Source organism: Marinobacter sp. V34, assembly GCF_055524115.1.
Map to the genome: position 1 here is coordinate 93,124 of NZ_JBUPZY010000005.1, position 23,781 is coordinate 116,904.

A 23,781-nucleotide genomic window follows, 5' to 3' on the forward strand; every position below is an offset into this window, starting at 1 on the left:
ACACAGGAACCGATCATGAATATTCTTGTTATAGGCTCCGGCGGTCGCGAACACGCCCTCGCCTGGAAAGCCGCCCAGTCACCGGACGCAGATCGGGTATTTGTCGCGCCGGGCAATGCCGGCACTGCTCGCGAGCCCGGCCTGGAGAACATCAACATTGACGTGATGGATCTCAACGGCCTGGCGGACTTTGCCGCGGCCAACCATGTGGGCCTGACCATTGTCGGCCCCGAGGCACCGCTGGTTGATGGCATTGTGGACCTGTTCGAAGAGCGCAGTTTGCGGGTGTTCGGCCCCAGCGCCGGTGCGGCGCAACTGGAAGGATCCAAGGCCTTCACCAAGGATTTCCTGGATCGTCAGCAAATTCCCACGGCTGCCTACGCCAACTTCACCGACGTGGACCAGGCACTGGACTACGTTCGTAAGCAGGGTGCGCCCATCGTGGTGAAAGCCGATGGCCTGGCCGCGGGCAAAGGCGTGATTGTCGCCATGACGTTGGGCGAAGCCGAAGACGCCATTCGCGACATGCTGGCGGGCAATGCCTTCGGCGATGCCGGTAGCCGTGTGGTGGTTGAAGAGTTCCTGGACGGTGAAGAAGCCAGTTTCATTGTCATGGTGGATGGCGAGCACGTATTGCCGATGGCCACTTCCCAGGATCACAAACGCGTGGGCGACGGCGACACCGGCCCCAACACCGGTGGCATGGGTGCCTACTCTCCAGCTCCGGTGGTCACACCGGATGTTCACAAGCGAATCATGGACGAGGTAATCTATCCCACCGTTCGCGGCATGGCGGCGGAAGGGCATCCCTATAAAGGTTTCCTATACGCCGGCCTGATGATCGATGGCGAAGGCGCCCCCAAGGTAATTGAGTTCAACTGCCGCTTTGGCGACCCGGAAACCCAGCCCATCATGCTGCGCATGAAATCGGATTTGGTGGAACTCTGTGGTGCCGCCATTGACGGTAAGCTTGACCAGTGCCGTTCCGACTGGGACGAACGCGCCTCGGTGGGCATCGTGCTGGCCGCGGGCGGTTACCCTGGCAGCTACAACAAAGGCGATGTCATATCCGGACTGCCGGAATCGGAAACCGAGGGCGAGAGAGTTTTCCACGCCGGCACCCGATTGAACGGGGAGCAGGTGGTCACCAGCGGCGGACGAGTGCTGTGCGCCACTGCCCTCGGCAAAACGGTCACTGAGGCACAGAAACGCGCCTACGAACTGGCTGCGCGCATTTCATGGGAAGGAGCTTTCTATCGCAAGGACATTGCCTATCGGGCAATTGCCAGGGAAAACACCTGATACCCCAGGCCCGAATCTGCCCACTCTTCGCAAGGAACGCTCTGATGGCCCAACGATCTGTCCTGTCGATCATCTCAATACTGATCATCACATTGATGATCAGTGCCTGTTCCCGCCAAACCCTGTATGACAATGCCATTGGCTGGGAACGCTCCAGTGCCGGGCTGGAGGAATCCAGTATCCGCGTCGGTGAGATGACCATTGCCTACCTGCGCAATGCCGAGCCGGTGGATGGCGACATCATCGTGCTCATTCACGGTTTTGGCGCCAACAAGGACAACTGGACCCGGCTGGCGCGGCAGTTGACGGATGACTTCAACGTCTACGCCATAGACCTCCCCGGCCATGGTGACAGCAGCAAGGCGCTTGACCTGGGATATCGATTCGAAGATCAGGTCGGGCACCTGTCGAGGATTCTTGATGCTCTGGGCATCCAGAACGCGCACCTGATGGGCAACTCCATGGGGGGCGCCATCACCGCTCTCTATGCAGCAACCTACCCAGACCAGATCCGCACCGCCACCCTCTTTGATCCGGCGGGAATTTTTGAGTACGACAGCGAGTTGGTTAGCCTGGTCATGGACGGTGACAATCCGCTGATTCCCTCCCAGGAGGGCGACTTTGAGCGCCTGGTCGATTTTGCATTGGAAAAGAAGCCTTTCGTGCCCTGGCCCATTTACGATGTCATGGAGGAGAAGGCCATTGCCAACCGCGAGGTCAACGAAGTGATTTTCGATGCCATCCGGGATACCGGCTACGAAGATAATTTCCGTAATGCCATCACCCGCATCCAGGCACCGGTTCTGGTGGTCTGGGGCATGGAAGACCGGGTGATCAATTATCGCAACGCTGATGTGTTCGTCAAGCGAATCCCCGATGCCCGTAAAAGGCTATTGGAAGGCGTCGGACACGCCCCCATGGTCGAGGTGCCAGAAGAGTCCGCACGCTTGTTCCGCGAGTTCATAGCAACCACTACAGCCCTGGAGAAGTAAGCACCAACGCGTCGTAACCCACACGACAAGTCAGTTTTGACTACACGGCCCGACGGAAACACGGTAGCCTTGCCAGAGCCTTGTTTCTAAACCGTGAAGTAGCCCATGCCCGAAGCACTATGGATATCCTTTGCCTTTGTCCTCGGCCTGATGGTCAAAGCCATTGGACTACCGCCTCTGGTGGGATACCTGGCAGCAGGGTTTGTGCTGAGCGGTCTCTCCGCCACCACTGACCTCGCCATTGAAGCCACCAATGTTCTCGAACACGTCGCCCACCTGGGCGTGCTGTTGCTGCTGTTCACCGTTGGACTGAAGCTGAAGCTGCGCTCTATCATCAGTCCTGAAGTCATCGGCGGCAGTCTGCTGCACTTTGGTATCACCTGCGCGGTGTTCACCCCCGGCCTCTACCTACTGATGGAACTCACGTGGCAGACCGCATTCCTGCTCGCTATTGCCCTCTCGTTTTCCAGTACGGTGCTAGCGGCCAAGGTGCTGGAAACCAAGCGCGAATTGAGGGCCTTTCACGGGAGGGTCGCCATCGGCATTCTGATCATGCAGGATCTGATTGCGCTGGTGGTCATGAGCCTGGCAGCCGGCCAGACGCCCTCGCAGTGGGCACTGGTCGTCTTTGGCCTGCCCCTGCTCAGACCCCTGCTGTTCAAGCTACTGGACGCCAGTGGTCACGATGAGTTGCTGGTCCTGCTCGGCCTCCTGTTGGCCCTGGTCCTCGGTGGGCTCGGCTTTGAAGCGGTGGGACTGAGCTCGGAGCTTGGTGCCCTGGTGTTGGGTGCCATGCTGGCCAATCACCCGCGTGCCCAGGAACTGGCTAAATCGCTTTGGAGCGTAAAGGAAATGTTCCTGGTGGGCTTTTTCCTGCAGATTGGCATCGGCGGCCTGCCGGATGGTGAGGCATTGCTGTTTGCAGCCGTAGCGCTGCTGGTAGTGCCCCTGAAAGGCGTGCTGTTTTTCTTCCTGTTACTGGCCTTCCGCCTGCGTTCACGCAGCAGTTTCCTGAGTGCCCTGTCACTGACCAACTACAGTGAGTTTGGCCTTATCGTGGCCAGTGTTGCGCTGCCGGAGTGGTTGGTTCCGCTGGCCATCACCGTAGCGCTGTCCTTCGTGGTGTCTGCCCCCGTGAACCGGCTTTCCCACGCGCTCTATGAACGCTTCAGTGCTCGTCTGGCTCCCTTCGAAAGCAAACGGCACCATCCCGACGAACAGCCGATCTCCCTGGGCAACACCAGATTACTCGTTATGGGTATGGGCCGCACCGGCTCAGCCGCCTACGACCAGCTTGCTCATGAGGAGCCACTGATCAAGGCGCTTGACTCTGATCCGGCAAAAGTGGAAAAACACCAGAAGGAAGGCCGCAATGTGGTCTTTGGTGACGCGGAGGACATCTCCTTCTGGCAGGGCTTGCACATGCCTGCGGTCGAGGCTGTTATCCTTGCGATGGGCGACATCGAAGGCAAACTGATCGCCGCCAGAAACCTTCGTAAAAAAGGGTTCACCGGCTATATCGTGGCGCATACCTTGTACGCCGACGAAGCAGAACGAATTCGCGAAGCTGGTGCGGACGAAGCCTACCTGACGATGAGTGAAACCGGCGTCGCACTGGCAAGCCAGGTGTTGCAGCGCAACCACCAGGCACCATCACCGACGGAGAACGCAAAAGCCTGATGCACGAACTCAAGGTTCCGGATAACGGCATGATGACCCAGATGACCTCCCTGCATGAGGAGCGTCTGGATTTCGTATTGCGTACCCTGAAGTCAACCGGGGCAAGGCGTGTACTGGACCTGGGGTGCGGTTCCGGCTCCCTGCTCTACCGCATGCTTGCTGACCCACAGTTCGAGAGCATAACCGGCCTGGAGGATTCCGGCGTATCTCTCCAGCAGGCCCGTTCCGTGCTCGCCGGGTATCTGCGCGAGGAGAACCCCAGAATCAGGCTGGTCCGCGGCTCCTACGCTGAAAGCAACCCGGCCCTGGCCGGTTACGACGCCGCCGCCATGGTGGAAACCATCGAGCATGTCAGGCCAGAGCAGCTGTCACGGGTGGAGCGCGCGGTGTTCGGGGAATATCGCCCCAAGTCTCTGTTTATGACCACACCCAACCGGGAGTACAACCCCCTGTTCGACCTGGCACCGGGAGAATTTCGCGAGGAAGATCACAAATTCGAATGGGACAGGCCCAAATTCCAGCGTTGGGCCCGGGGCGTGGCGGAGCGCAATGGCTACGAGGTACGCTTCGGCGGTATCGGAGATTATGTTCCCGAGGTCGGGCATCCTACCCAGACAGCGTTTTTCACCCGTCAGGACTGATCAGCGGATTCTGCGCCAGGCGCTGAGTTCCGCAATGGTGTGCTGAAATTTACGGCGGGTTTCCCGAATGACAAACGGCACATCCCTGGGCGGCTGACTCTCTTCAAAATGGTGCGAGAGTATCTCTTTCATACCCTGATAGACCGTATAGGGTTGGCCATTGCGTTCGTATCCGCCAATCCAGTTGGCAATCGGGGTGAATTCATCCATCAAGGTATAGGGCGAGCTGATCACCAGGGTGCCACCAAGAGCCAGGCGTCTATGGATGCTTTCCAGGAAGGCGCCCGGATCCTGAAGACGGTCAATCAGGTTGCCCGCGAAGACCAGGTCATAATCCACATGTTCCGGCCCCAGGTTGCTGGCGTCGCCGGTGGCAAACGATACTTTTTCCGTCGCCCGGTCGAGCCCCAGGGCATTCAGGCTCACCGTTACGCGTTCGCCAAGTTCCCCTTCGTCGCGGCGGAAGTAATCGATCTCTCCGGTCTTCTGCAGGGTAGTCGCCGCATCGATAAACCGGCGGGAAAGGTCCACTCCCACCACATGATCAAAGACCCGCCCAAGCTCAAAGGCGGTTCGGCCCACTGCGCACCCCAGGTCAAGCGCTCGTCGTTTATCCCGGCCCGCCATCAATTCCTGGCAGATACTGGCGCAACGGGCTGGATAATTTCCCACCCCAAAATGGCTTTCTCCATAATGAAACCCCAGGTACTGCCCGAGTAGTTCGTCGGTTTCATAAACATTCATATCAAGATCCTCAGCGTGTACCAGAAGCCGAATCCGACAGCGCACAGGTGCGAAACCCGGTATACACGTCGTTGCGAAGGGGCAGGTAGGCTTGTCTGTATGTGCCCCGGATCAGGCACGAAGATGTCGCACACCCACCCCCCCGGCTCACTTTATGATCACCGAACTGCAAGGTAGACATAAAGGGATACACATCGACCCTGAACCCGTCGTAGGGAAGAAACTGACTGCTGGTCCATTCCCAGACGCTGCCGATCATCTGGCGACAGCCGGAGCGGCTATCACCCGCCGGATAATCCCATACCGGCTGTTGTGCCATGTGGGTGGCGTCGAGATCCGCGTGGTCCGGTGTTGGCCGCTCATTCCCCCAGGGGAAACGACGGAAATCCTGGCCGCTCCGGTTACCCAGTGCCGCCGCTTCCCACTCCACTTCTGTCGGCAAACGCCGGTCAGCCCACTGGCAATAGGCCTCGGCTTCCCAATAGCTGACGTGGGCGACAGGCGCATCCAGGTTCAGGGCCTGCCAGCGTTCAAACACACGTTCCTGCCATTCGCCCTCGTGCCAGCGCCAGTAGAGCGGGTGCCTGGGCTCCCGCAACATGGGCTGGGAGCTGCCATGTACCAGGGCAATATCGGTCTCGGTACCCAACCACTTGCGCCCCCCGAAAGACCAGAACTCCGGTCGCCGGTAGCCATCATCCTCAACGAACGCCAGAAACTCCCGGTTGGAAACAAGAGTGCGGGAGATTGCAAACGGCTCCACCGGGGTTTCGAAACGCGGCTTTTCCCCATCAAAGGCAAAGTCGGTGGTGGCGTAGCAGGCAGACTCACCCGGCATTCCAATCTGGTAGCGGCCGCCGGGGATGAGTGCATCACCGGACAGAGGCTCCGCGCGTCCCTGCGTAGCGTCAGCAAAGCCAGGGGGTGCTGGCAGGGCAACCGTCTGTCGACACCACGTCATCGACTCAATGTGCATGTGCTGGTGATACATGGCGTAACGATAGAGGTACAGGGCCTCGTCAGTCAGTGGTTGCTGTGCGATGCGCGACGCAACACGGTCATAGATGGTGTTGAAATACTGAAGGGTTTGCTCACGACCGGGGAAGAGCTTGCGACTCCAACGGTCTCCATGATCGATGTGAAACGAATCCCACAGGTCATCCATGGACGGATCGTAGCTCGGGGTACCGTCCAGAAGGTTAAAAACGAAAACCTCGTAGAAAAAGCTCGCGTGCCCCATTTCCCACAGTGGCGGGTTCACGCCCAGGTGGTAGGGCACCTCAAGCTGCTCGTCACTGAGGGAGTCAACCAGTTCAAAGGTCCGTTGGCGGGTCGCCTCCAACTCGGCCAGCAGTTCTGTTTTCTGCGCCTGTTCGCTCTGCGTCATGTCGGCTCCGTCGATTACCCGTTTCTCACCTTCAGCATAACAGAGAGCCCGGTACAGGGAACGCTCTCGATACTCGCGCTCATCACCCTTCATCACTCCTCATCACCCTTCATCACTCCTCATCACCCTCCATCACTCTTCATCACCCCCAAACCAGCAGGATCATCGGTACGGCAACAGCGGTGACCAGGATCGACAGCGGCAAGCCCAAACGCCAGTAGTCGCCAAACTGATAGCCTCCGGGCTCCATCACCAGCGCATTCGACTGATGACCGATGGGTGTCAGAAAGGCGCAGGAGGCGCCGACTGCAACCGCCATCAGCACCGCATCGGACGCCATGCCAAGTTCAGCGGACAGGCTCAGCGCAATAGGCGCCACCAGAATAGCCGCCGCCGCGTTATTGACCACGTTCGATAACAGCATGGTTCCCACCAGAACCATGACCAGCACGGCCGCCGGGGCCAGTCCGTCACCAATTGCCAGCATCTGGCCGGCGATCAGCTCTGCGCCACCCGTGGTTTCCAGCGCCTGTCCCACCGGGATCATCGCCGCCAGCAGCACAATCACGGACCAGTCGATGGCCCGGTAGGCACCGGGAGCATCGATCAGCTTGGTCAGCACCATGGCCACAGCACCGGACACCAACGCAACCGGGGCTGACAGCCAACCGCTGACAATGGCAACGATACTGATGATGAAGATGCCGGATGCCAGCAGGGTCTTACGGGAAGAGCCCAGCCGCAGACCACGTTCGGCCAAAGGCAGACAACCGAGGTTGGACAGCGTACCAGTCAGGGTGTCTTCGAAGCCCTGCACCAGAAGAATATCACCGGCATTGAAGCGAATATCCCCCAGCCGGCGCTTCAGCCGATGCCCCTGACGGGCAACGGCGACAATATTGAGGCCGTTGCGCTCGCGCAAATTGAGGCGATTGGCCGTCTGCCCCACCAGGGAAGATTCAGGGGTGATCACCGCTTCGGTCAGCTGCACCTCACCTTCATTCAGTTCCTTTTTACGGCTTTTCCGTGCCGTTTTGTCCTCTTCGGATTCGGTCTCGGCGTCATCCTGGCTACCGAGTTCCAGGCCGGTGTTGTCGAGGAACGCCTGCAGGCTCTCGGTGTCCGATTCCACCAGAAGCAGGTCATTCTCTTGCAGTACCTTGTAGGTTGATGGCGCAAGCTGGCGTTTGTCGTCGCGGATCAGCGCCAGCACCACCACGTCCCGGTCTTCCCCGCTTTCCGCCAGCAGGTTGTGGAGTGTCGCGCCGGCATGGGGAGAGCCTTCGGGGATCTTCAGTTCGGTCAGGTAGTCGCCAACGCTGAACAGCTTGTCGTCATCCCCACTGTCGTCACCCCTTCTGGGCGTCAATCGCCACCCCACCAGGGCGATGAAAGCGACGCCGGCAAAGGTGATCGCAGCGCCCACCGGCGCAAAATCGAACAGACCGAACGCTTCGCTGCCTTCCCGATAGCTGGCAATGATAATATTCGGAGGCGTCCCGATCAGGGTCATAGTGCCTCCAAGCAGCGAACCAAACGCCAGTGGCATCAGCAACAATGAGGGAGAGCGCCCTGCCTCCCTGGACATCCACACCGCTACCGGCATCAACAGCGCCAACGCACCCACGTTGTTGATAAAACCGGAACAGAGCGCTACGACCGCCGTCAGGGTGAGCACCTGCAAGGTAGGACGATGCCCTACCTTCCCCAGGAACCGAGCTATGTTGTCCACCACCCCGCCATTCACCAGGCCCTGGCTGATCACCAGAACCGCCGCAACGGTCACCACCGCGGGGTGACCAAAGCCGGCAAACAGTTCGTCAGTGGGTACCAGCCCGGCAATGGCGATCGCCAACAGCGCCAGCATGGCCACCACATCAAACCGCAGCCGGTTCCAGATGAACAAGGCCAGCGTAACCCCCAATACTGCGAAGACAATTCCCTGCTCTGTGGTCACGCCTACCCCTCAATTTTACGTCCGACGGTTTATCGTCGGTTTAACATGGATTTTTTGTGCCTGATGTCGCGCATGCCGCATGAATTTCTGGTAACTTTCCAACTACATTGGGTGACATGAACACCCCAACAGGGAACAACAGGTACAAGGAACGTCATGACCAAGGAACTCCACAACGAACTCTATCAGATAACGTTTGCCGGACGGATTCTCGAAGGATTCAGCGAAGCAGACGTCAGGGAAAACGTAAAAGCTCTGTTTCGGATCTCCGATGAACGTACTGCAAGCCTTTTCAGCGGCGCTACCAAAACTCTCAAGTCCAGTCTCAGTCACGCGGACGCCCTGGTTTACCAGGAGCGACTGACAAAAGCCGGTGCCGAAGTGCAAATTGCGAAACAGCCGGCCGCTGCAGTAAACCCCAAATCGGAAACCGCCGGCGCCCAACCGCCAGCATCGTCAGATGCCGAGCCAGCAACGGCCACCCCGACCGGTCCACAACAGGAGACACCGCTGGAGTTCACCGGCAACGGCCGCGAGTATTTCGGAATCTGGATCGTCAACATCCTGCTGACCATTGTCACCCTTGGCATCTATTCGGCTTGGGCCACGGTGCGTAACAATCAATACTTCTACGGCAACACCAAACTCGATGGCGCCAGTTTCCAATACCTGGCCAGCCCGATCACTATACTCAAAGGTCGATTGATTGCCCTGGCTGTCCTGGTTGTCTACGTGGTGCTTTCCGAGATGTATGTTGAAGCCGCAGTGGTCTTCGCCATCGCATTTATCCCCCTCGTACCCTGGATCATGGTGCGCTCGCTGCGGTTCAATGCCGTCAACAGTGCCTATCGCAACATCCGCTTCGACTTTCAGGGCCGTTATGGCCAGGCCTTTATGGTGGCGTTTGTGTGGCCACTGCTGAACCTGCTGACCCTGTTGCTGCTTACCCCACTGGTGATGAAGAAAACCCACGAATTCATCGCTAACGGCAGCCGATACGGCACCACCGAGTTCGCACTCAAAGCCGATACCGGATCCTACTACCGTTTCTTCGGAAAAGGTCTGCTGATCGCCATTGCCTTCGGTGTTGCCGCATTCCTCGCCATGCGCTATGTCGGCTTTACCGTCGGGTCGATTATTGCCGGTGCTGGCTACCTGACACTGTTCGGCTATTTCATGGCTGGCATTTCGAACCTCTTCCTCAATGCCGTTCACCTCGACCGTCACGGCTTTGAATCCCGCCTGCAACCGATGCAGATGGTGTGGATTTACCTGTCCAACAGCTTCTTCGTTGTCCTCACCCTTGGCCTTTTCACACCCTGGGCCAAAGTGCGCATGGCAAGGTACCGGGCGTCCTGCACAGCTATGATGATCAGTGGTGACCTGAACCACTTCGTCGCAGCCGAGCAGAACCGCACCAGCGCGTTGGGACAGGAACTGGGGGATGCCTTCGATGTCGACTTCGCCGCCATCTGAAGTCACGATCGAAGGCCAGTTCTATTCGGGTAACGACTCCAGCCGGCGGGGCGCAGTATTGCGCTCCGCCGCTGGCGTGATCATCGTTGATGCGGGAGACACCCGACTGCGCCTCTCACCCGACGATGTGACGATATCACCTCGGATTGGCAGCACGCCCCGCTACCTCCACCTGCCTGACGATGGAGTCTTCGAAACCGGGGACAATGCCGCAGTGGATCAGCTTAGCCGGCAATCCCGTCGAGGCCGTGGCAATCGCCTGCTGCACGCTCTGGAAAATCACCTGGGGCTGATTCTGGTCGCAGTCGTCGTCACGGTTGCGACCACAGGTGCTGCGTTTGTCTGGGGCGTGCCCTGGGCGGCCCAGGCCGTGGCCAATGCGCTCCCGAACAGTATAGCGGAGCAGGTTGGCGACTCCACACTCACCACGCTGGACAGCACCTGGCTTGAACCTTCTGCGCTTTCAGAGAAACGCCAACAGGCGTTGCAGGCCCACTTCGAGCCTTTCCTGACGCCAGTGGCGAGCAAGAATCTGAGAGTGATTTTCCGCTCGTCTCCCGCCATCGGCGCCAACGCCATGGCATTGCCGGACGGCACGATGATCTTCACGGACGATCTGGTGAACCTCGCCGAGGATGATAACGAACTGACCGCCATCCTCGCCCATGAAATCGGTCATGTCGCCCATAACCATGGCATGAAAGGCATGGTGCAATCGTCACTGACTTTCTGGCTGATCGTGATGATGACCGGTGACCTGTCTGCGTTTTCCGACGCAACCGTAGTGGTTCCGGCGGTCATGATGAGCCTGTCCTACTCCCGTGACATGGAACGGGAGGCCGACGCCTATGCCTTGAAAGCAATGACGGACCGCGATCTGGACCCGACCCACTTCGTTACCATCATGGAGCGCCTGATGGCTGCTCATGGCGAGGACCACGCCCCAGAGGCCGAGGAAGGCACTAGCCGGTGGGACAGCCTTCGCGACATGCTGTCGAGTCATCCGGAAACCGGCGAGCGCATCGAACGCTTTAAACAGACGCCCTGATCGGTATAGTAGCGATACGTTCATCACAGGGAGCACACACGATGCCATCCAGACCCACCAGGCCGGTTGCGGCCTCTGCCATCGACAAACATGTCTACAAGGTTTTTCCCAATGACATGAACGCTCATCAGACGGTGTTCGGGGGCATGATTATGGCCAAGTGCGACCGTCTGGCCCTGGTGGTGGCGGAACGGCACTCCGGCCATGTCTGCGTCACGGCAGCAGTGGACTCCATTCACTTCCGCGCGCCCGCCAAGGGCAACGATACCCTGCTGTTCAGCCTTGCCCTGAACCGTAGCTGGGGGTCATCCATGGAAATCGGAGCTCGGGTGGAAGCGGAAAACAGCTACACCGGCGAGTCCCGACACATCCTTTCCGCATTTTTCACTTTCGTGGCGCTGGACGAGAACGACAAGCCCGTGGACGTGCCTGCGGTAGAGCCGGAAACCGACGACGAGAAACGCCGCTTCAACAACGCCGAAATCCGTCGGGAAGGTCGCCTGGAAACCCGCAAAAAGCTGAACGAGCGCTAAATTGTGTCGGCAAATTTTACAGAAATTAATCTACGACATAGCTCTAGTATTCTAACCTTCTGAAACCACCACAAGTATCGAAACTGGCATGCAATCTGAATACGAATAAGTGTCCCGAGAGATCTCCACCTTTCGTACAAAGCCATTAACGATCACAGAGTAGTGGCTGGAGCAAGCCGTCCCAGCGTGATCAACATTTACTGAACGTTTCGCAGTCCGTTTTCCTAACACGAGCTCATTTGGAGATTCGCCATGAAGGAAAAACGACCGCTCGTTTGGTTGTCGGCGGAGCACACCAGTTCAGAAACACGCAATAATCAACTGCCGGAATGGCAGTTGATTCCTATCACCGTCTCGTCCCAACTGCACCACGGCAACCTTTCCGGCGTCAGTGCTCGGGTTGGCGTGCTCGATCTCAGCGACGTTCCCAACGACCAATTTGGGTGTGTAAACAACTGGCTGGAAGCATTGCAGATCGAACACTGGGTAGCCATTCTTGAGCCTGACCAAGTTTATAATCCCGAGGTTTGCAGACTTATCAACCACCACTGTGGGGATTACCACACAATACCCCTTCAGCCTGAACGGCTCCATGCAGCACTTGGCCACCTATGGGGCATGTCGGAGCTCCAGTCTCGGGCTTTCCACGACAAGCCTGTGAGCTACCACGAGTTTGCCCTGGAGGGTAAATCCCCTGCGATCACTCAGACGAGGGAGCTACTTGGCAGGTTCGCGCACACTGAGGAACCCGTACTGATCTACGGTGAAAATGGCACCGGAAAGGAAGCGGCCGCATCGTTCATTCACAACCACTCCCCCCGCAGACTCAAACCCTTAGTTGTTGTCAACTGTGCCGCTTTGCCCATTTCACTGACTCAAAACGAACTGTTCGGACATGAGAAGGGCGCGTTCACTCACGCCATGAGTTCTCGCAAGGGCAGAATTGAAACCGCCGACGGTGGCACTCTGTTACTTGTCGGCATTGATGAACTAAAACTGGAACAACAATCGGCCATTTTGCGTTTCCTGCAGGAAGGCCAGATCGAACGTATTGGGGGTTGCCATCCGATTAAAGTGGATGTCCGGGTCATCGCGACCAGCACAACCCCACTTGATCAACTAGTCGCCCAGGGTCATTTTCGCAGTGATGTTTTTTACCGACTCGGCAGTTTAAATGTCCTTCTGCCTCCTCTAAGGGCACGCAAGGAAGACATTCCTGAGTTGGCAAATCGCATACTGGCCGCAGCTCCGTCTTCTCTGGAGCCAAAACGTCTTGCTGAAATAACCACTATCTGCCTTGCAGAGCACCCCTGGCCCGGTAACCTTCGGGAGCTTCAGAACCGGCTGCGTCAGGCTTTGCTACTCGGGCAAGCTGCGTTCATTGAACCAAACGATATGGGCTTTGGTCAGTCATCTGCCGACCTTAATGGTCAGAGCGAGAAACTATCTCTGGACAGTTTCCGCTCTCAGGCAGATCGGCGGGCAATTGCGGTAAGCCTGGCGCTGGCTCAAAACAACATTTCCGCCGCTGCGCGACTGCTTAACATCTCAAGAGTCTCGTTTTACCGGCTGATGGACAAGCATCACGTTATACACAGACCATCCACTTCGACTTCGAAGGGGACTGCAGGAGATGTCCAATGACTACAAAATTGCCCTGGTTGGTCCCTGTGGTATTCGCAGCGACGCCACTAATTGCAGAGGCTGCTCCATCGGATAGGAATACAGCATCAACGGATGGCGGCACGTCAGTAACAGCACCTGAAGAGGAGCACGATCCTGCAACCGATATTGCCTCCATTACCTCAGACCGTGGCATTGTGACCCGGCCGGGGCGGTTTACCATTGAACCGTCTTTTTCTCATGCCCATAGCAACTCAACGACCGTCGCCGTGGAAGGTTACACGGTAATACCGGCCCTGCTCATAGGGCTGATTAACATTTCGGAAATCCAGCGTGATATTTTCGTCGGCGCGATGTCTCTGAAGTACGGTTTCACCAGCAAGCTTGAGGCAGCGATCCGCGTACCCTATCTCAGCATCAATGAAGACCTGCGGGAGCGCGAGGTTTTCCAGGGCACACCGGTGGATACACTTCGCGAGTCGTCTGGCGAGGGCCTCGGTGATGTTGAACTCTCCGCTCGCTACCAGTTGACTGATGGCCTGGGTGGCTGGCCCTATGTTATTGGCGCAATGCGGGTGAAAGCACCAACTGGAGAAGGTCCTTACGACGTCGATCAAAGGATTATTCGAGACAATCAGGGCAACCCAATTGGTATAGAGCTTGAAAATCGACCTACCGGTTCTGGTTTCTGGGCATTCGAACCAGGCTTTTCATTCATTTACCCGACTGACCCAGCCGTGCTATTCGGAAACCTGAGTTATGTCTGGACACTTAAAGAGGAGCAAGGCTTCGAAAATGGCGGCACGGTCGACCCGGGCGACATAGTTCGCTTCGGCTTCGGAATGGGATTCGCCTTTAATGACCGAACTTCCTTTAGTCTAAGCTATGACCACTCGATCATCCGGAAAACAACGTTCGAGAGGAATAACGATCTGTTCGCCTCCAACTTTGACCGAATTCAGATTGGGTCATTGTCGTTCGGCTTGTCCCAACGGCTGACGCGGTCCACAAGCCTGAGCCTGACAGTGAGCGTAGGAGTTACGGAAAATGCACCCAACAGCGAAATTACTCTGAAGCTCCCAATCAGCCTCTAGACAGGACTCGAAGAACCATCAACGACCCAGCAACTGTACCAACTGATCACTGAACCTTGCCGGGAACTGATTACCGACACCCAAATTGTTCAGCTCAATGTTCAGTTGATGCATATTCTGTATGACAGTGCTATCAAGGTTGTTCTGAACCACCGTCATCCATCCATTGGGCCCGCCCATGTTGCTGAATACCCGTGCACTGCCACTCCGGTCCGCACTGATCACCTCGAGAACTGTTTCCAGTTGATGATCTACCAGACGGTTGTTTACAGTCTGGTTAAGATTGGGGATGGTCAAACGATTGATCACGAGAGTGTCACCGTTAATACCAACGATCTGCTCGAGACCGATACTGATCTCCAGGCTATCCATCAGGAAGCCTCCCCGGTAATCAGCCAGCTCTGGATCACTCAGTGGATCAACACCGAGCGTGAGTTCTGCCTGGACAGGCGGCGATAAGGCTGCGAATGAAAGAGCCAATAAAGCGATAGCTGACATTCGAACTATCATGATCATCACCATTCCCTTGTAGAGGGCCAGTAAGGCAGTATGTGCCCGAGTGAAGGATCGCCCAGGCCTTTTTGTACTGGCGCCCTGGCCACCTGAGGCCAATGTCCCTCGCCAAGAAAAGCGTCTCGACCTTGCTCAAGATGGCTGCGGATAATAAAGGCGGTGCCATTCCAGTAATTGCTGAACTGTGCGTAGGAGTATACCTTCAGCCCCCTCGCTGGGTCCCCCACCAGGACCTCGTCCTCGCTGATACCCTTGATCAGGACGAAATGCCGGAAGCCTTCGATGTTCAGCAGCACAATCATCGGCAAGCGCACCTTCTCCCTGAGACCGCTCAACGCCATGCGAAACCCATCGGCCTGATATCCTCGAGCCTCAAGATAGTGCTTCATATCAAGCATGGAGAACCCATGCTTACGTACTTTTTCCTCATCTGCCAACGCGAGCATTTCAACGAATACATTGTGCTCTGTTACCTGATCTTCGTAATGAAACGTCAATAGCGACGCAACAGCTGCGGAGCCGCAACTGAAATCGTATTGCTGACGCATGACACTATCGAAGCGTTTGTTCTCGAAACTGTTCACCTCTATCCGTACGTCACCACCAATACCCGGCACCATGATCGAGCCGGCGAAGGCAGTGGACCATAGCAGCCCGGCACTCGTGCAGATCGCAACAAGAACCTTTCTGACCATGGCCCACCTCCGTCAGTGATTTATCAGTATGTTGATCTGGGTACTGTCCTGAATGACCACCTGGTTACCGGTATTCTGGATCACCGTGGCAACCCCGCTCATGTTGCCGAACGCATTGTCGGAAATACTGTTGTCACCTGTGACAACATTACCCGACAGCAGGTTATCGGACACATTCGCATTTTGCTGATTATCGTTAATCTGCCACTGCATGGGGATTCCCTGGCGACCACTCGAATCCGCCAGCTGATCCGCCGACAATGGTGTGGCATCCATCCACTCCTCGGCCGATACAAATCCCGTTGCGCCGATCAGCAATGCCAGCAAGACAGCCTTCAGTTTCCATTTGATGACTTGACCCATGGCATTTCTCCCGGAATAACCAAGCCGCATCGACTACCGACAGATGCGGCTTGAATTCCTCACTGGGTACCGCCACCGCCGCCGGTGGACAGGTTGGACATTACACTGACATTGGCCTGTGTAACGCTGCCATTACCTGCGTTCTGGGCAAATGCTCCGACACCGGTGTAGTTCGCTGAACCACCAGAGATTTCGTTGCTGTTGTGAACCTCGGTGTGTGAGGCTCTGCCATTGGCATCACCATAGGTGGTTGCTGTGCCCGATACACTACCGTCCAGATCTGCGTTATTGAGGAACACGTCCAGATCAAGGGCCACTGAATTATCGGAGCTGTCATTGCCACTGTCAGACACGGTGGTGTTTCCACTGTCCGCAATGTTGGTGGAGTTATCCGAGTTATCCGAGTTATCCGAATTGTCCGAATTGTCGGAGTTATCGGAGTTATCGGAGTTGTCGGAGTTGTCGGACATATCATTGCCACTGTCAGCAATTTTGAAGGAATCGCTCACACTGGTGCTGTTATCCGAGTTATCAGAGTTGTCCGAATTATCGGAGTTGTCGGAATTGTCCGAGTTGTCCGACATATCGTTTCCGCTGTCCGCAATCTTGAACGAATCGGCAACGTCAGTGCTGTTGTCTGAACTGTCTGAATTGTCTGAATTATCCGAATTGTCGGAATTGTCATTACCGCTATCGGCAATTTTGAACGAATCAGCGACATCGGTGCTGTTGTCAGAACTATCGGAATTATCCGAGTTATCCGAGTTGTCCGAACTGTCATTTCCACTATCGGCAATTTTGAACGAATCGGCCACATCGTTGCTGTTATCCGAGTTATCCGAGTTATTCGTATTGTCGGTATTGGTGGAGTTGTCGTTACCGGAGTCGGTATTGCCGGAATGGTCGTTGTTAGCCGTGGAAGTATCGTCCGCATTGGTATTCGGATCTCCGTCTCCTCCTAAATCCGCGTATGCGAAACCGGAAACACCCAGACTCATTGCGATGGCAGCTGCCAGCAAACTTTTTTTGGTATCCATGATGTCAATTCCTTTTCGATTATTGGCTTTCAGAGGGGGCTGCCCCAAACCGCTAGCCTTCGGTAAGCAAGGTTGGCCCCGCCAGATGAATACAGCGATTCCCGTGCCAGTATCCAAAAGACAATTTCAACTTGCTGTTTTTAAATACCTTTAATGCGATAAGGAACAAACATTCAACACGACTGGTCGAGACAAACTGTTCCAGGAATGAAACAGAGTAGGTGGGGAAAAAGATCAAACAGGCAGTTTATGTTTCAATTTCAGAAGCCTAGAAGAAAACGTTACTGTAAAAAAACAAAACCCCGCGCAAGGCGGGGTTTCGTGGTCTGAAACGAGCTTCTCAGCCCGCTTCAATGACAGCCGAACCGTTGTTTAGAACTGGTTCATGGTGTTGTCTTTACCACCGGCCTTCAGAGCCGCGTCACCCGCGAAGAACTCTTTGTGGTCATCACCGATGTTGGAACCGGCCATGTCCTGGTGCTTCACAGTCGCGATACCCTGACGGATTTCCTTGCGCTGAACACCTGCAACGTAGGCCAGCATGCCTTCATCACCGAAGTAGCCCTTGGCCAGGTTGTCGGTAGACAGAGCAGCCGTGTGGTACGTCGGCAGCGTGATCAGGTGGTGGAAGATACCCGCTTCACGCGCTCCGTCACGCTGGAAGTTGGCAGTCCACTGGTCGGCCAGCTTGCCAAGGTCGGTTTCGTCGTACTTGGCATTCATCAGGTCGGCGCGCTCGTATGTAGATACATCCTTGCCTTCTTCCTTCCAGGCATCGAACACCTGCTGACGGAAGTTCAGGGTCCAGTTGAAGGACGGGCTGTTGTTGTAAACCAGCTTGGCATCGGGAACCACTTCCTTGATGCGGTTAACCATGGCAGCGATCTGACCAACGTGGGGCTTCTCGGTTTCGATCCACAGCAGGTCGGCACCGTTCTGCAGGCTGGTGATACAGTCCAGAACAACACGATCTTCGCCAGTGTCAGGCTTGAACTGGAACAGGCCAGACGCCAGACGCTTCGGACGAACCAGCTGACCTTTCTGCTTGATCACAACGTCGCCGTTGTTGATGTCTTCAGCTTTCTCGATCACTTCACCGTCGATGAAGCTGTTGTACTGGTCGCCCAGGTCACCCGGCTCTTCAGTTACAGCGATCTTCTGGGTCAGGCCAGCGCCCAGCGAGTCAGTACGGGCAACGATAACACCATCGTCCACACCGAGCTCAAGGAAGGCCAGACGTACAGCGTTGATCTTGGACAGGAAGTCGGCGTGAGGAACGGTGACTTTGCCGTCCTGGTGGCCACACTGCTTCTCGTCGGACACCTGGTTCTCGATCTGGATGCAGCAAGCGCCTGCTTCGATCATCTGCTTGGCCAGCAGGTACGTTGCTTCGGCGTTACCGAAACCAGCGTCGATGTCAGCAATGATCGGCACGATATGAGTTTCGTGATTGTCGATCTGCTTGATCAACTCGTCAGCCTTGGCGTTGTCGCCAGCGTTCTGAGCTTCTTCCAGAGCGCGGAACAGGTGGTTCAGTTCCCAGGCATCCGCCTGACGCAGGAAGGTGTACAGTTCTTCGATCAGACCAGATACAGCGGTCTTCTCATGCATGGACTGGTCAGGCAGAGGGCCGAACTCAGAACGCAGAGCGGCAACCATCCAGCCAGACAGGTACAGGTAACGACGCTTGGTAGTGCCGAAGTGCTTCTTGATGGACAGCAGCTTCTGCTGGCCAATGAAGCCGTGCCAGCAACCCAGGGACTGGGTGTACTGAGCCGTGTCTTTGTCGTAGTTCGCCATGTCTTCGCGCATGATTTTCGCGGTGTACTTGGCGATATCCAGACCGGTCTTGAATTTGTTCTGGGCGCGCATGCGAGCCGCGTGCTCGGGCTTGATGGCGTTCCAGGTAGGGTTTTGCTTCAGTAGGGAAGCAATGGCGTCAACGTCTTTTGCGTATGGCATGGTCTCAGTCCTGTCTTCTAAGGTTTGAGGTGCTCTTTTATGAAGCATAAAAGCGACTTCAGAGAGCCAGCGTCCGTTCAAAAATTAACCAGACCGCTGACATTGAGAGTTACTTTAGTGGCTTTGATTTTATAATTGAAATTTATATTATCTATATTCGGCATTTTTCATATGAATGGTCGTGTCCGTCCTTCAGGCGTTGCAAAGGACAACGAGCCGATCGGTGCTATTCAGGTCAAGGTACTCGTCCCGAGGCGGGCTCAGCGCCAGATGCCGCCCCAGCTTATCGGGCTGTGCGCGCCAGATGCCCAGCGCCACTTCTCCCTCCACTGCAACCGTTTTTTCCAGTACCTGAAAATCCGCGCTGGCAGGCAATGGATAGTCTCGGGGATCCCGGAACTGCACCTCAGCACCGCCCACCGTAAACAGCTCATCCAGCACCACCCTCAGCTCCCGCCTCAGGGCGACTTGGGCGAGCACGTGGCTGATGATCATTGGGCTAATCAGCATTTCGCTCTGATGGCCCATTAACAGGTTGCGATTGTCCGGGTCGCTCAGCTCCATGATCAGTTGCGGACGCTTATCGCCCTCACTCAACAGGTCTTCCAGTTGCAGGTAACCCACCATGGCGCGGGCGTCGGCTTCCTCACCGGACGCCAGACGATCGCTACTCAGTAGCATAATGGAGTCATAGTTGAGCGGACCAACCCGCCTCAACTCGCCTTCCACCATGTAATCCGCCTCAATGTGGCGGCAGATCACGTCCCGCTGCGCCCCCAGATAGCGGTCGATTTCCTGTTCTCGCTCCCTGGCAGGCACCACAGAGACGAGATCCACTTCAAACCGCCGTTGGCTATAGCTGGAAAACTCATCAATCAGGCTTGGCACCCGGCGATTCCATCCCAACACAAGAATCCGGTGAACTCCGCCTGAAAGCGAGGCAGCCCGGCTTGCGGGGTCACCTCGAGCAATAACTGGCAGCGGTGCCGCCTTCAGATCCGACTCGGTTTCAGTGTAGTCCCTTGCCATCATGACAACCCGGTCTCCGGCCTCAACCACCGTGTCTGACGATGCCGGCATCCTCACCGCCCAGGCCTTACCCGACCGCTTCAGAATACCCAGCACAATCGCCCGAGGCCGTTGGGAAGCCAGTTCTCCGAGGGACAGCCCCGCCAGGGCGTCGCCACCCCGGATGTAGATTTCGCAGCCCTCACCGGCGGTCAGTAGTTCGTTGTAAATTTCCGACAACCCCGGATGAAGGATGTTCTGCACCATCAGCCGGCTTATGGTGGCATCACCCGCAACCACTTCCACCTCTCCAGGATAGGCGCGCTCAATAACCGGGAGCTTGCGCACATCCTGTATCTCGGCGATGACATAAGGCAGCGATGCTCCCAGATGCCTCGCCTGGGCAGCGATGGACAGCAGCGCCTTCACCGTCTCCACATCCGACGTCACCAGGCTACCGGCCTGATGTGAAGCACTGGGTACAATGACTGCTGCTGCGTCCAGGCAGGCCACCCTCTGCAAGGCATCCGGCTGGATGGCAGCGCCGGCACGCAGGATGATCTGGCGAGACTTGCGCCCAATGCCGGGCTCATCGCGTAACTCATGCACCTGGGCCGCCGAGGCGTGCTCGGAAAGCACCACCAGACGCAGGCGGTTGGTTTCACGTTTCTCCAGGAAACGGCGCATGCGACCTGAAGACCCCAGCAACTCGCCCAGCAGCGGCAAGGTCTGGCTGGTCCAGCCCAGAACCACGATGTGATTTCTCAGGGTAACCGGGGTCAGCCCCCGCTCGAGGTCCGTCATTTTGGCGATCAACCAGCGCGTCAGGATCGCCACCAGCGTGCCCATGAAAACCACATAACCACTGACAGTGAGAATGGTGGACACAAAACGCTGCCAGTTGCCCACATCATCTCCCAGATAACCCGGGTCCGTCAGTCGCAAAAAGGCCCACCAGATGGCATCGCCGACATCTTCAAAAGGCGCTCCAAGGGGAATCACCAGCAATCCACCAACAAGCGAAATGATGCCTATAAAGACGCCCACCACCAACAACTGAAAGCCCGCACCTTTTACAAGTTGGCGCTCAACGATGAACTTCACGCGGTCAACAAAACGAAAGGGGATCATGATCGTCCTTCTGGCAAGATGGGGAATGTCGGTAGCATAGCGCAGAACGTATGGAATAAAACCGGAGCGGTGCCTTATAGCACGCTCGTTCATGAACAATTGACTGGCTACGCAATCCGCAGCATCGTATAGATGTCTATCAAGTTCTCCAACGCTGCCCTAAGCGGCTACAAGACTGGCCGGCTTTTCATGTCCCATGCGTCGATCACATTGTCACTTGTTGCCATCCTGCTGATGACGGGCTGCACTCTTCTGGCGCCAACACCGGAACTGGCGTCACCACAAACCCACTATCATGCCCCCGTGGTGGAGGCCGCATCCGGCACGCCGGTCTCCCTACCGCAATTGGCCGAACGCCTTGCAGAACAGGATGTGGTCATGATCGGCGAATATCACGGCCACCAGGGCGCTCACGTGCTCCAATCCCGACTGCAGGCCCATCTGTACCGGCATCGCCCTGATCAGGTGCTCTCCATGGAGCAGTTTGAGGTGGACCACCAGGCAGTTATTGACCGTTACCTGAACGGCGACGTCGGTGAAATGGAACTGGTTAACGATGCCGATGCCTGGCCTAACTACCAGCACGCCTACCGCCCCCTGGTGGAATTTGCCCGACGCCAGGACCTTCCGGTTATCGCCGCAAACGCACCGGGTGATATCGTTCGCTGCGTGGGGCGCAAGGGCCCCGATTACCTGGCCAGCCTGGATGCGGCTCAGCAGCGCTATATCCCAGACGCGCCCTTCGCAGGCAGCGCGGCTTATCGGGAGAAGTTCTTTGGCACTATGGGCGGCCGGCATGGCACCGCCGACAATGAGCGGCTTCAGAACACCTATCACGCCCAGTTACTAAGGGACAACACCATGGCAAGCCGTATACTGGAAGCGCGGGAACGCTATCCCGGCCATCAGGTCGTCCACCTGACAGGCACCTTCCACAGCGAGGAACGCCTGGGTACGGTAGCGGCCCTTTTGCAGCGAAACCCCGAGCTGTCTGTAGCGGTCATAAGCCCGGTTTTTATGGAAGCACAGCCCGACGGTGACGAACTACCGGTCAATGGTAACCGGCACAAGGGCGACTATCTCTACTTCCTGCTGCCGCTGCCCCCGGAGTACCGGGACGAAGCACGGGGACACAAAGCGATGATGGATGCATTCCGGAAGATGCCCGAAACAACCTGCGACTAAGCCTAACCAGCCTTTGCGAAAGCCGACCCCATAATGCGGGAAAAGACCGCCTCGTCCGCTGCGCTGAACAGCACGAAGCGCACATACCTTACACTTCCCAGACGCGGCAAAACCTGCCCGATCGTGGCCATCGCAACCTCGGCAGCCCCCTCCACAGGGTAACCGAAAGCCCCTGCCGAAATGGCGGGAAATGCAATGGTTTCAATGGCTTTGCTGTCTGCCAGCTCGAGGGCATTGCGAAAGCATTCCGCCAGCCAGTGATCAGAGGGTTCATCCACCCCGTAGACAGGTCCCAGACAGTGGACGACGTACTGGTTTGGCAGGTTGTGCGCCCCTGAAATCACCGCCTCACCCGGACGGATCGGTGCCATGGAAACCTCCCGGCCATTGCCTCAGCGTCGCCGCTTCAGCGAGCGGTTGATAATAACGGTTTCCGGCTCGCCGTGACCTGCGATGGCAGCCAGCGCCCGGTCCAGCGTTGCCTCGGCAATGGCTTCGTGTTTTTGGGGTAACGAGTGAACCTTGACCGGCAGGAAATCCAGTAGCCGATCATCTCCGAAGGTAGCCATTCTGAGAGACTGCGGCAAGCCTCCCGGCTGCTCCAGCAGCACGTCGAGCACGCCTTGTAAGAGGGTGTAAGAGGCAGTAATCAACGCATCCGGAAGCCCCTGATCCGCCAGCACCTGCTGCATCAGTCGGGCGCCGGAGGCTCGGTCATAGTGTTCACCGCTGTAGACCGCCCATTGTCCACTGCGACTCCGAGCCACCTCCTCAAAGCCCTCGCGGCGCTCCCGTGTCATCGCCAGCGCCGGCACCGCATCAAGCCAGACCACCGACCCGGTGCCCGGCTCCAGCACTGAACGGGCCAGAGTGGCTGCGCCCTTGCGATTGTCGCTGACCACGCAACTGATCACACCCGGTGATTGCGATCGGTCCACCGCGATCACCGGCAGGTCTTCCTGCTGCAACTCTTGGTAGAAGGGGTCATTCGGTGGCAGAGCACTTGCAACGATCAGGGCATCGCATCGCCTTGCCTTGAGAGAACGTGCCAGCTCGCGCTCGGTATCCGGGTCATCCCCGGAGCCGGCAATCAGCAATTGATAGCCCCGAGCACGGGCATCCTGCTCCAGCAACTTGGCCAGGCGGGCGTAACTGGCGTTCTCCAGGTCCGGCAGGATAAACCCCAGGGTACGGCTGGCCCCGCCACGCAGCGACGCGGCTTGCGGGTCGATCTGGAAGTGGTTGTCCCGTGCAACTGCCATCACCTTTTCGATAGTCGCCGGCTTGATCCGGCGGGCCGGCCCCTGGCCATTGATCACGTAGCTGGCGGTGGTGCGGGACACCCCCGCCAAGCGGGCAAGTTCTGCAAGGGTCATGGGGCCGAGTCCTCCTGGGCACAGATTGCTTGAT

General features: G+C 57.0%; 21 protein-coding genes. 10 read left to right on the plus strand and 11 right to left on the minus strand.

Annotation, left to right across the window (positions count from 1 at the left end; all coding sequences use genetic code 11):
- Positions 1–15 precede the first annotated feature (15 nt).
- The 4 genes from purD (at position 16) to AC0B60_RS10135 (ending at position 4,615) form a co-directional block, all read left to right on the plus strand.
- A complete protein-coding gene (gene purD, locus AC0B60_RS10120) occupies positions 16–1,302 on the plus strand; it encodes a phosphoribosylamine--glycine ligase (RefSeq protein WP_465085691.1) in 1,287 nt (428 codons plus the stop codon).
- A gap of 44 nt (positions 1,303–1,346) precedes the next feature.
- Positions 1,347–2,294: an alpha/beta fold hydrolase gene (locus AC0B60_RS10125; protein ID WP_465085692.1), complete on the plus strand. Its 948-nt coding sequence runs from the start codon at positions 1,347–1,349 to the stop codon at positions 2,292–2,294.
- A gap of 105 nt (positions 2,295–2,399) precedes the next feature.
- Positions 2,400–3,974: a cation:proton antiporter domain-containing protein gene (locus AC0B60_RS10130; protein ID WP_465085693.1), complete on the plus strand. Its 1,575-nt coding sequence runs from the start codon at positions 2,400–2,402 to the stop codon at positions 3,972–3,974.
- The gene (locus AC0B60_RS10135; RefSeq protein WP_465085694.1) at positions 3,974–4,615 is read left to right on the plus strand and encodes a methyltransferase domain-containing protein; all 642 of its coding nucleotides are present in this window, start codon (positions 3,974–3,976) and stop codon (positions 4,613–4,615) included. Before AC0B60_RS10130 ends, AC0B60_RS10135 begins: the two co-directional genes overlap by 1 nt.
- Here the strand turns inward: AC0B60_RS10135 and AC0B60_RS10140 are convergent, their stop codons facing one another.
- The 3 genes from AC0B60_RS10140 to AC0B60_RS10150 are packed head-to-tail and all read right to left on the minus strand — an operon-like array spanning position 4,616 to position 8,703.
- Positions 4,616–5,359, minus strand: coding sequence for a putative 4-mercaptohistidine N1-methyltransferase (locus AC0B60_RS10140; RefSeq protein WP_465085695.1), 744 nt, complete (start codon positions 5,357–5,359; stop codon positions 4,616–4,618). It lies immediately after the preceding gene.
- Between the two features lie 10 nt (positions 5,360–5,369).
- Positions 5,370–6,839 (minus strand): SUMF1/EgtB/PvdO family nonheme iron enzyme, encoded by a 1,470-nt coding sequence (locus AC0B60_RS10145; RefSeq protein WP_465085864.1) that lies wholly within the window; start codon positions 6,837–6,839, stop codon positions 5,370–5,372.
- Between the two features lie 49 nt (positions 6,840–6,888).
- Positions 6,889–8,703 carry an SLC13 family permease gene (locus AC0B60_RS10150; protein ID WP_465085696.1) on the minus strand — a complete coding sequence of 605 codons (1,815 nt, stop codon included), beginning with the start codon at positions 8,701–8,703 and terminating at the stop codon, positions 6,889–6,891.
- Between the two features lie 156 nt (positions 8,704–8,859).
- On the opposite strand from AC0B60_RS10150, the gene AC0B60_RS10155 reads away from it, so the two are divergent.
- From AC0B60_RS10155 to AC0B60_RS10175, 5 genes are all read left to right on the plus strand, one after another.
- Positions 8,860–10,179 (plus strand): YjgN family protein, encoded by a 1,320-nt coding sequence (locus tag AC0B60_RS10155; RefSeq protein ID WP_465085697.1) that lies wholly within the window; start codon positions 8,860–8,862, stop codon positions 10,177–10,179.
- Positions 10,157–11,227, plus strand: a complete 1,071-nt coding sequence (locus AC0B60_RS10160) for a M48 family metallopeptidase (protein WP_465085698.1) — start codon at positions 10,157–10,159, stop codon at positions 11,225–11,227. Before AC0B60_RS10155 ends, AC0B60_RS10160 begins: the two co-directional genes overlap by 23 nt.
- A 41-nt stretch (positions 11,228–11,268) precedes the next feature.
- Positions 11,269–11,760: an acyl-CoA thioesterase gene (locus AC0B60_RS10165; RefSeq protein ID WP_465085699.1), complete on the plus strand. Its 492-nt coding sequence runs from the start codon at positions 11,269–11,271 to the stop codon at positions 11,758–11,760.
- 252 nt (positions 11,761–12,012) lie between these two features.
- Entirely contained in the window at positions 12,013–13,404 is a 1,392-nt protein-coding gene (locus tag AC0B60_RS10170; RefSeq protein WP_465085700.1) for a sigma 54-interacting transcriptional regulator, read from the plus strand.
- The gene (locus tag AC0B60_RS10175) at positions 13,401–14,477 is read left to right on the plus strand and encodes a transporter (RefSeq protein WP_465085701.1); all 1,077 of its coding nucleotides are present in this window, start codon (positions 13,401–13,403) and stop codon (positions 14,475–14,477) included. The genes AC0B60_RS10170 and AC0B60_RS10175 overlap by 4 nt, the downstream gene beginning before the upstream one ends.
- Positions 14,478–14,495: 18 nt before the next feature.
- On the opposite strand, the gene AC0B60_RS10180 is transcribed toward AC0B60_RS10175, so the two are convergent.
- The 6 genes from AC0B60_RS10180 to AC0B60_RS10205 form a co-directional block, all read right to left on the minus strand.
- The gene (locus AC0B60_RS10180; protein WP_465085702.1) at positions 14,496–14,975 is read right to left on the minus strand and encodes a hypothetical protein; all 480 of its coding nucleotides are present in this window, start codon (positions 14,973–14,975) and stop codon (positions 14,496–14,498) included.
- Positions 14,976–14,992: 17 nt separating this feature from the next.
- Positions 14,993–15,685 (minus strand): C39 family peptidase, encoded by a 693-nt coding sequence (locus AC0B60_RS10185; RefSeq protein WP_465085703.1) that lies wholly within the window; start codon positions 15,683–15,685, stop codon positions 14,993–14,995.
- Between the two features lie 12 nt (positions 15,686–15,697).
- Positions 15,698–16,048: a hypothetical protein gene (locus AC0B60_RS10190; protein WP_465085704.1), complete on the minus strand. Its 351-nt coding sequence runs from the start codon at positions 16,046–16,048 to the stop codon at positions 15,698–15,700.
- Between the two features lie 59 nt (positions 16,049–16,107).
- Positions 16,108–17,085 (minus strand): dentin sialophosphoprotein, encoded by a 978-nt coding sequence (locus AC0B60_RS10195; RefSeq protein ID WP_465085705.1) that lies wholly within the window; start codon positions 17,083–17,085, stop codon positions 16,108–16,110.
- Positions 17,086–17,457: 372 nt separating this feature from the next.
- Positions 17,458–19,047, minus strand: coding sequence for an isocitrate lyase (locus AC0B60_RS10200; protein ID WP_465085706.1), 1,590 nt, complete (start codon positions 19,045–19,047; stop codon positions 17,458–17,460).
- A 192-nt stretch (positions 19,048–19,239) separates the two neighbouring features.
- A complete protein-coding gene (locus AC0B60_RS10205) occupies positions 19,240–21,186 on the minus strand; it encodes a CASTOR/POLLUX-related putative ion channel (protein WP_465085707.1) in 1,947 nt (648 codons plus the stop codon).
- A 132-nt stretch (positions 21,187–21,318) separates the two neighbouring features.
- Here AC0B60_RS10205 and AC0B60_RS10210 point away from each other — a divergent pair, with 132 nt between their 5' ends.
- Positions 21,319–22,371 (plus strand): ChaN family lipoprotein, encoded by a 1,053-nt coding sequence (locus tag AC0B60_RS10210; protein ID WP_465085708.1) that lies wholly within the window; start codon positions 21,319–21,321, stop codon positions 22,369–22,371.
- 2 nt (positions 22,372–22,373) lie between these two features.
- Here the strand turns inward: AC0B60_RS10210 and AC0B60_RS10215 are convergent, their stop codons facing one another.
- Positions 22,374–22,742, minus strand: coding sequence for a macro domain-containing protein (locus AC0B60_RS10215; protein WP_465085709.1), 369 nt, complete (start codon positions 22,740–22,742; stop codon positions 22,374–22,376).
- A gap of 21 nt (positions 22,743–22,763) precedes the next feature.
- Positions 22,764–23,747 carry a catabolite repressor/activator gene (gene cra / locus AC0B60_RS10220; protein ID WP_465085710.1) on the minus strand — a complete coding sequence of 328 codons (984 nt, stop codon included), beginning with the start codon at positions 23,745–23,747 and terminating at the stop codon, positions 22,764–22,766.
- Positions 23,748–23,781 lie beyond the last annotated feature (34 nt).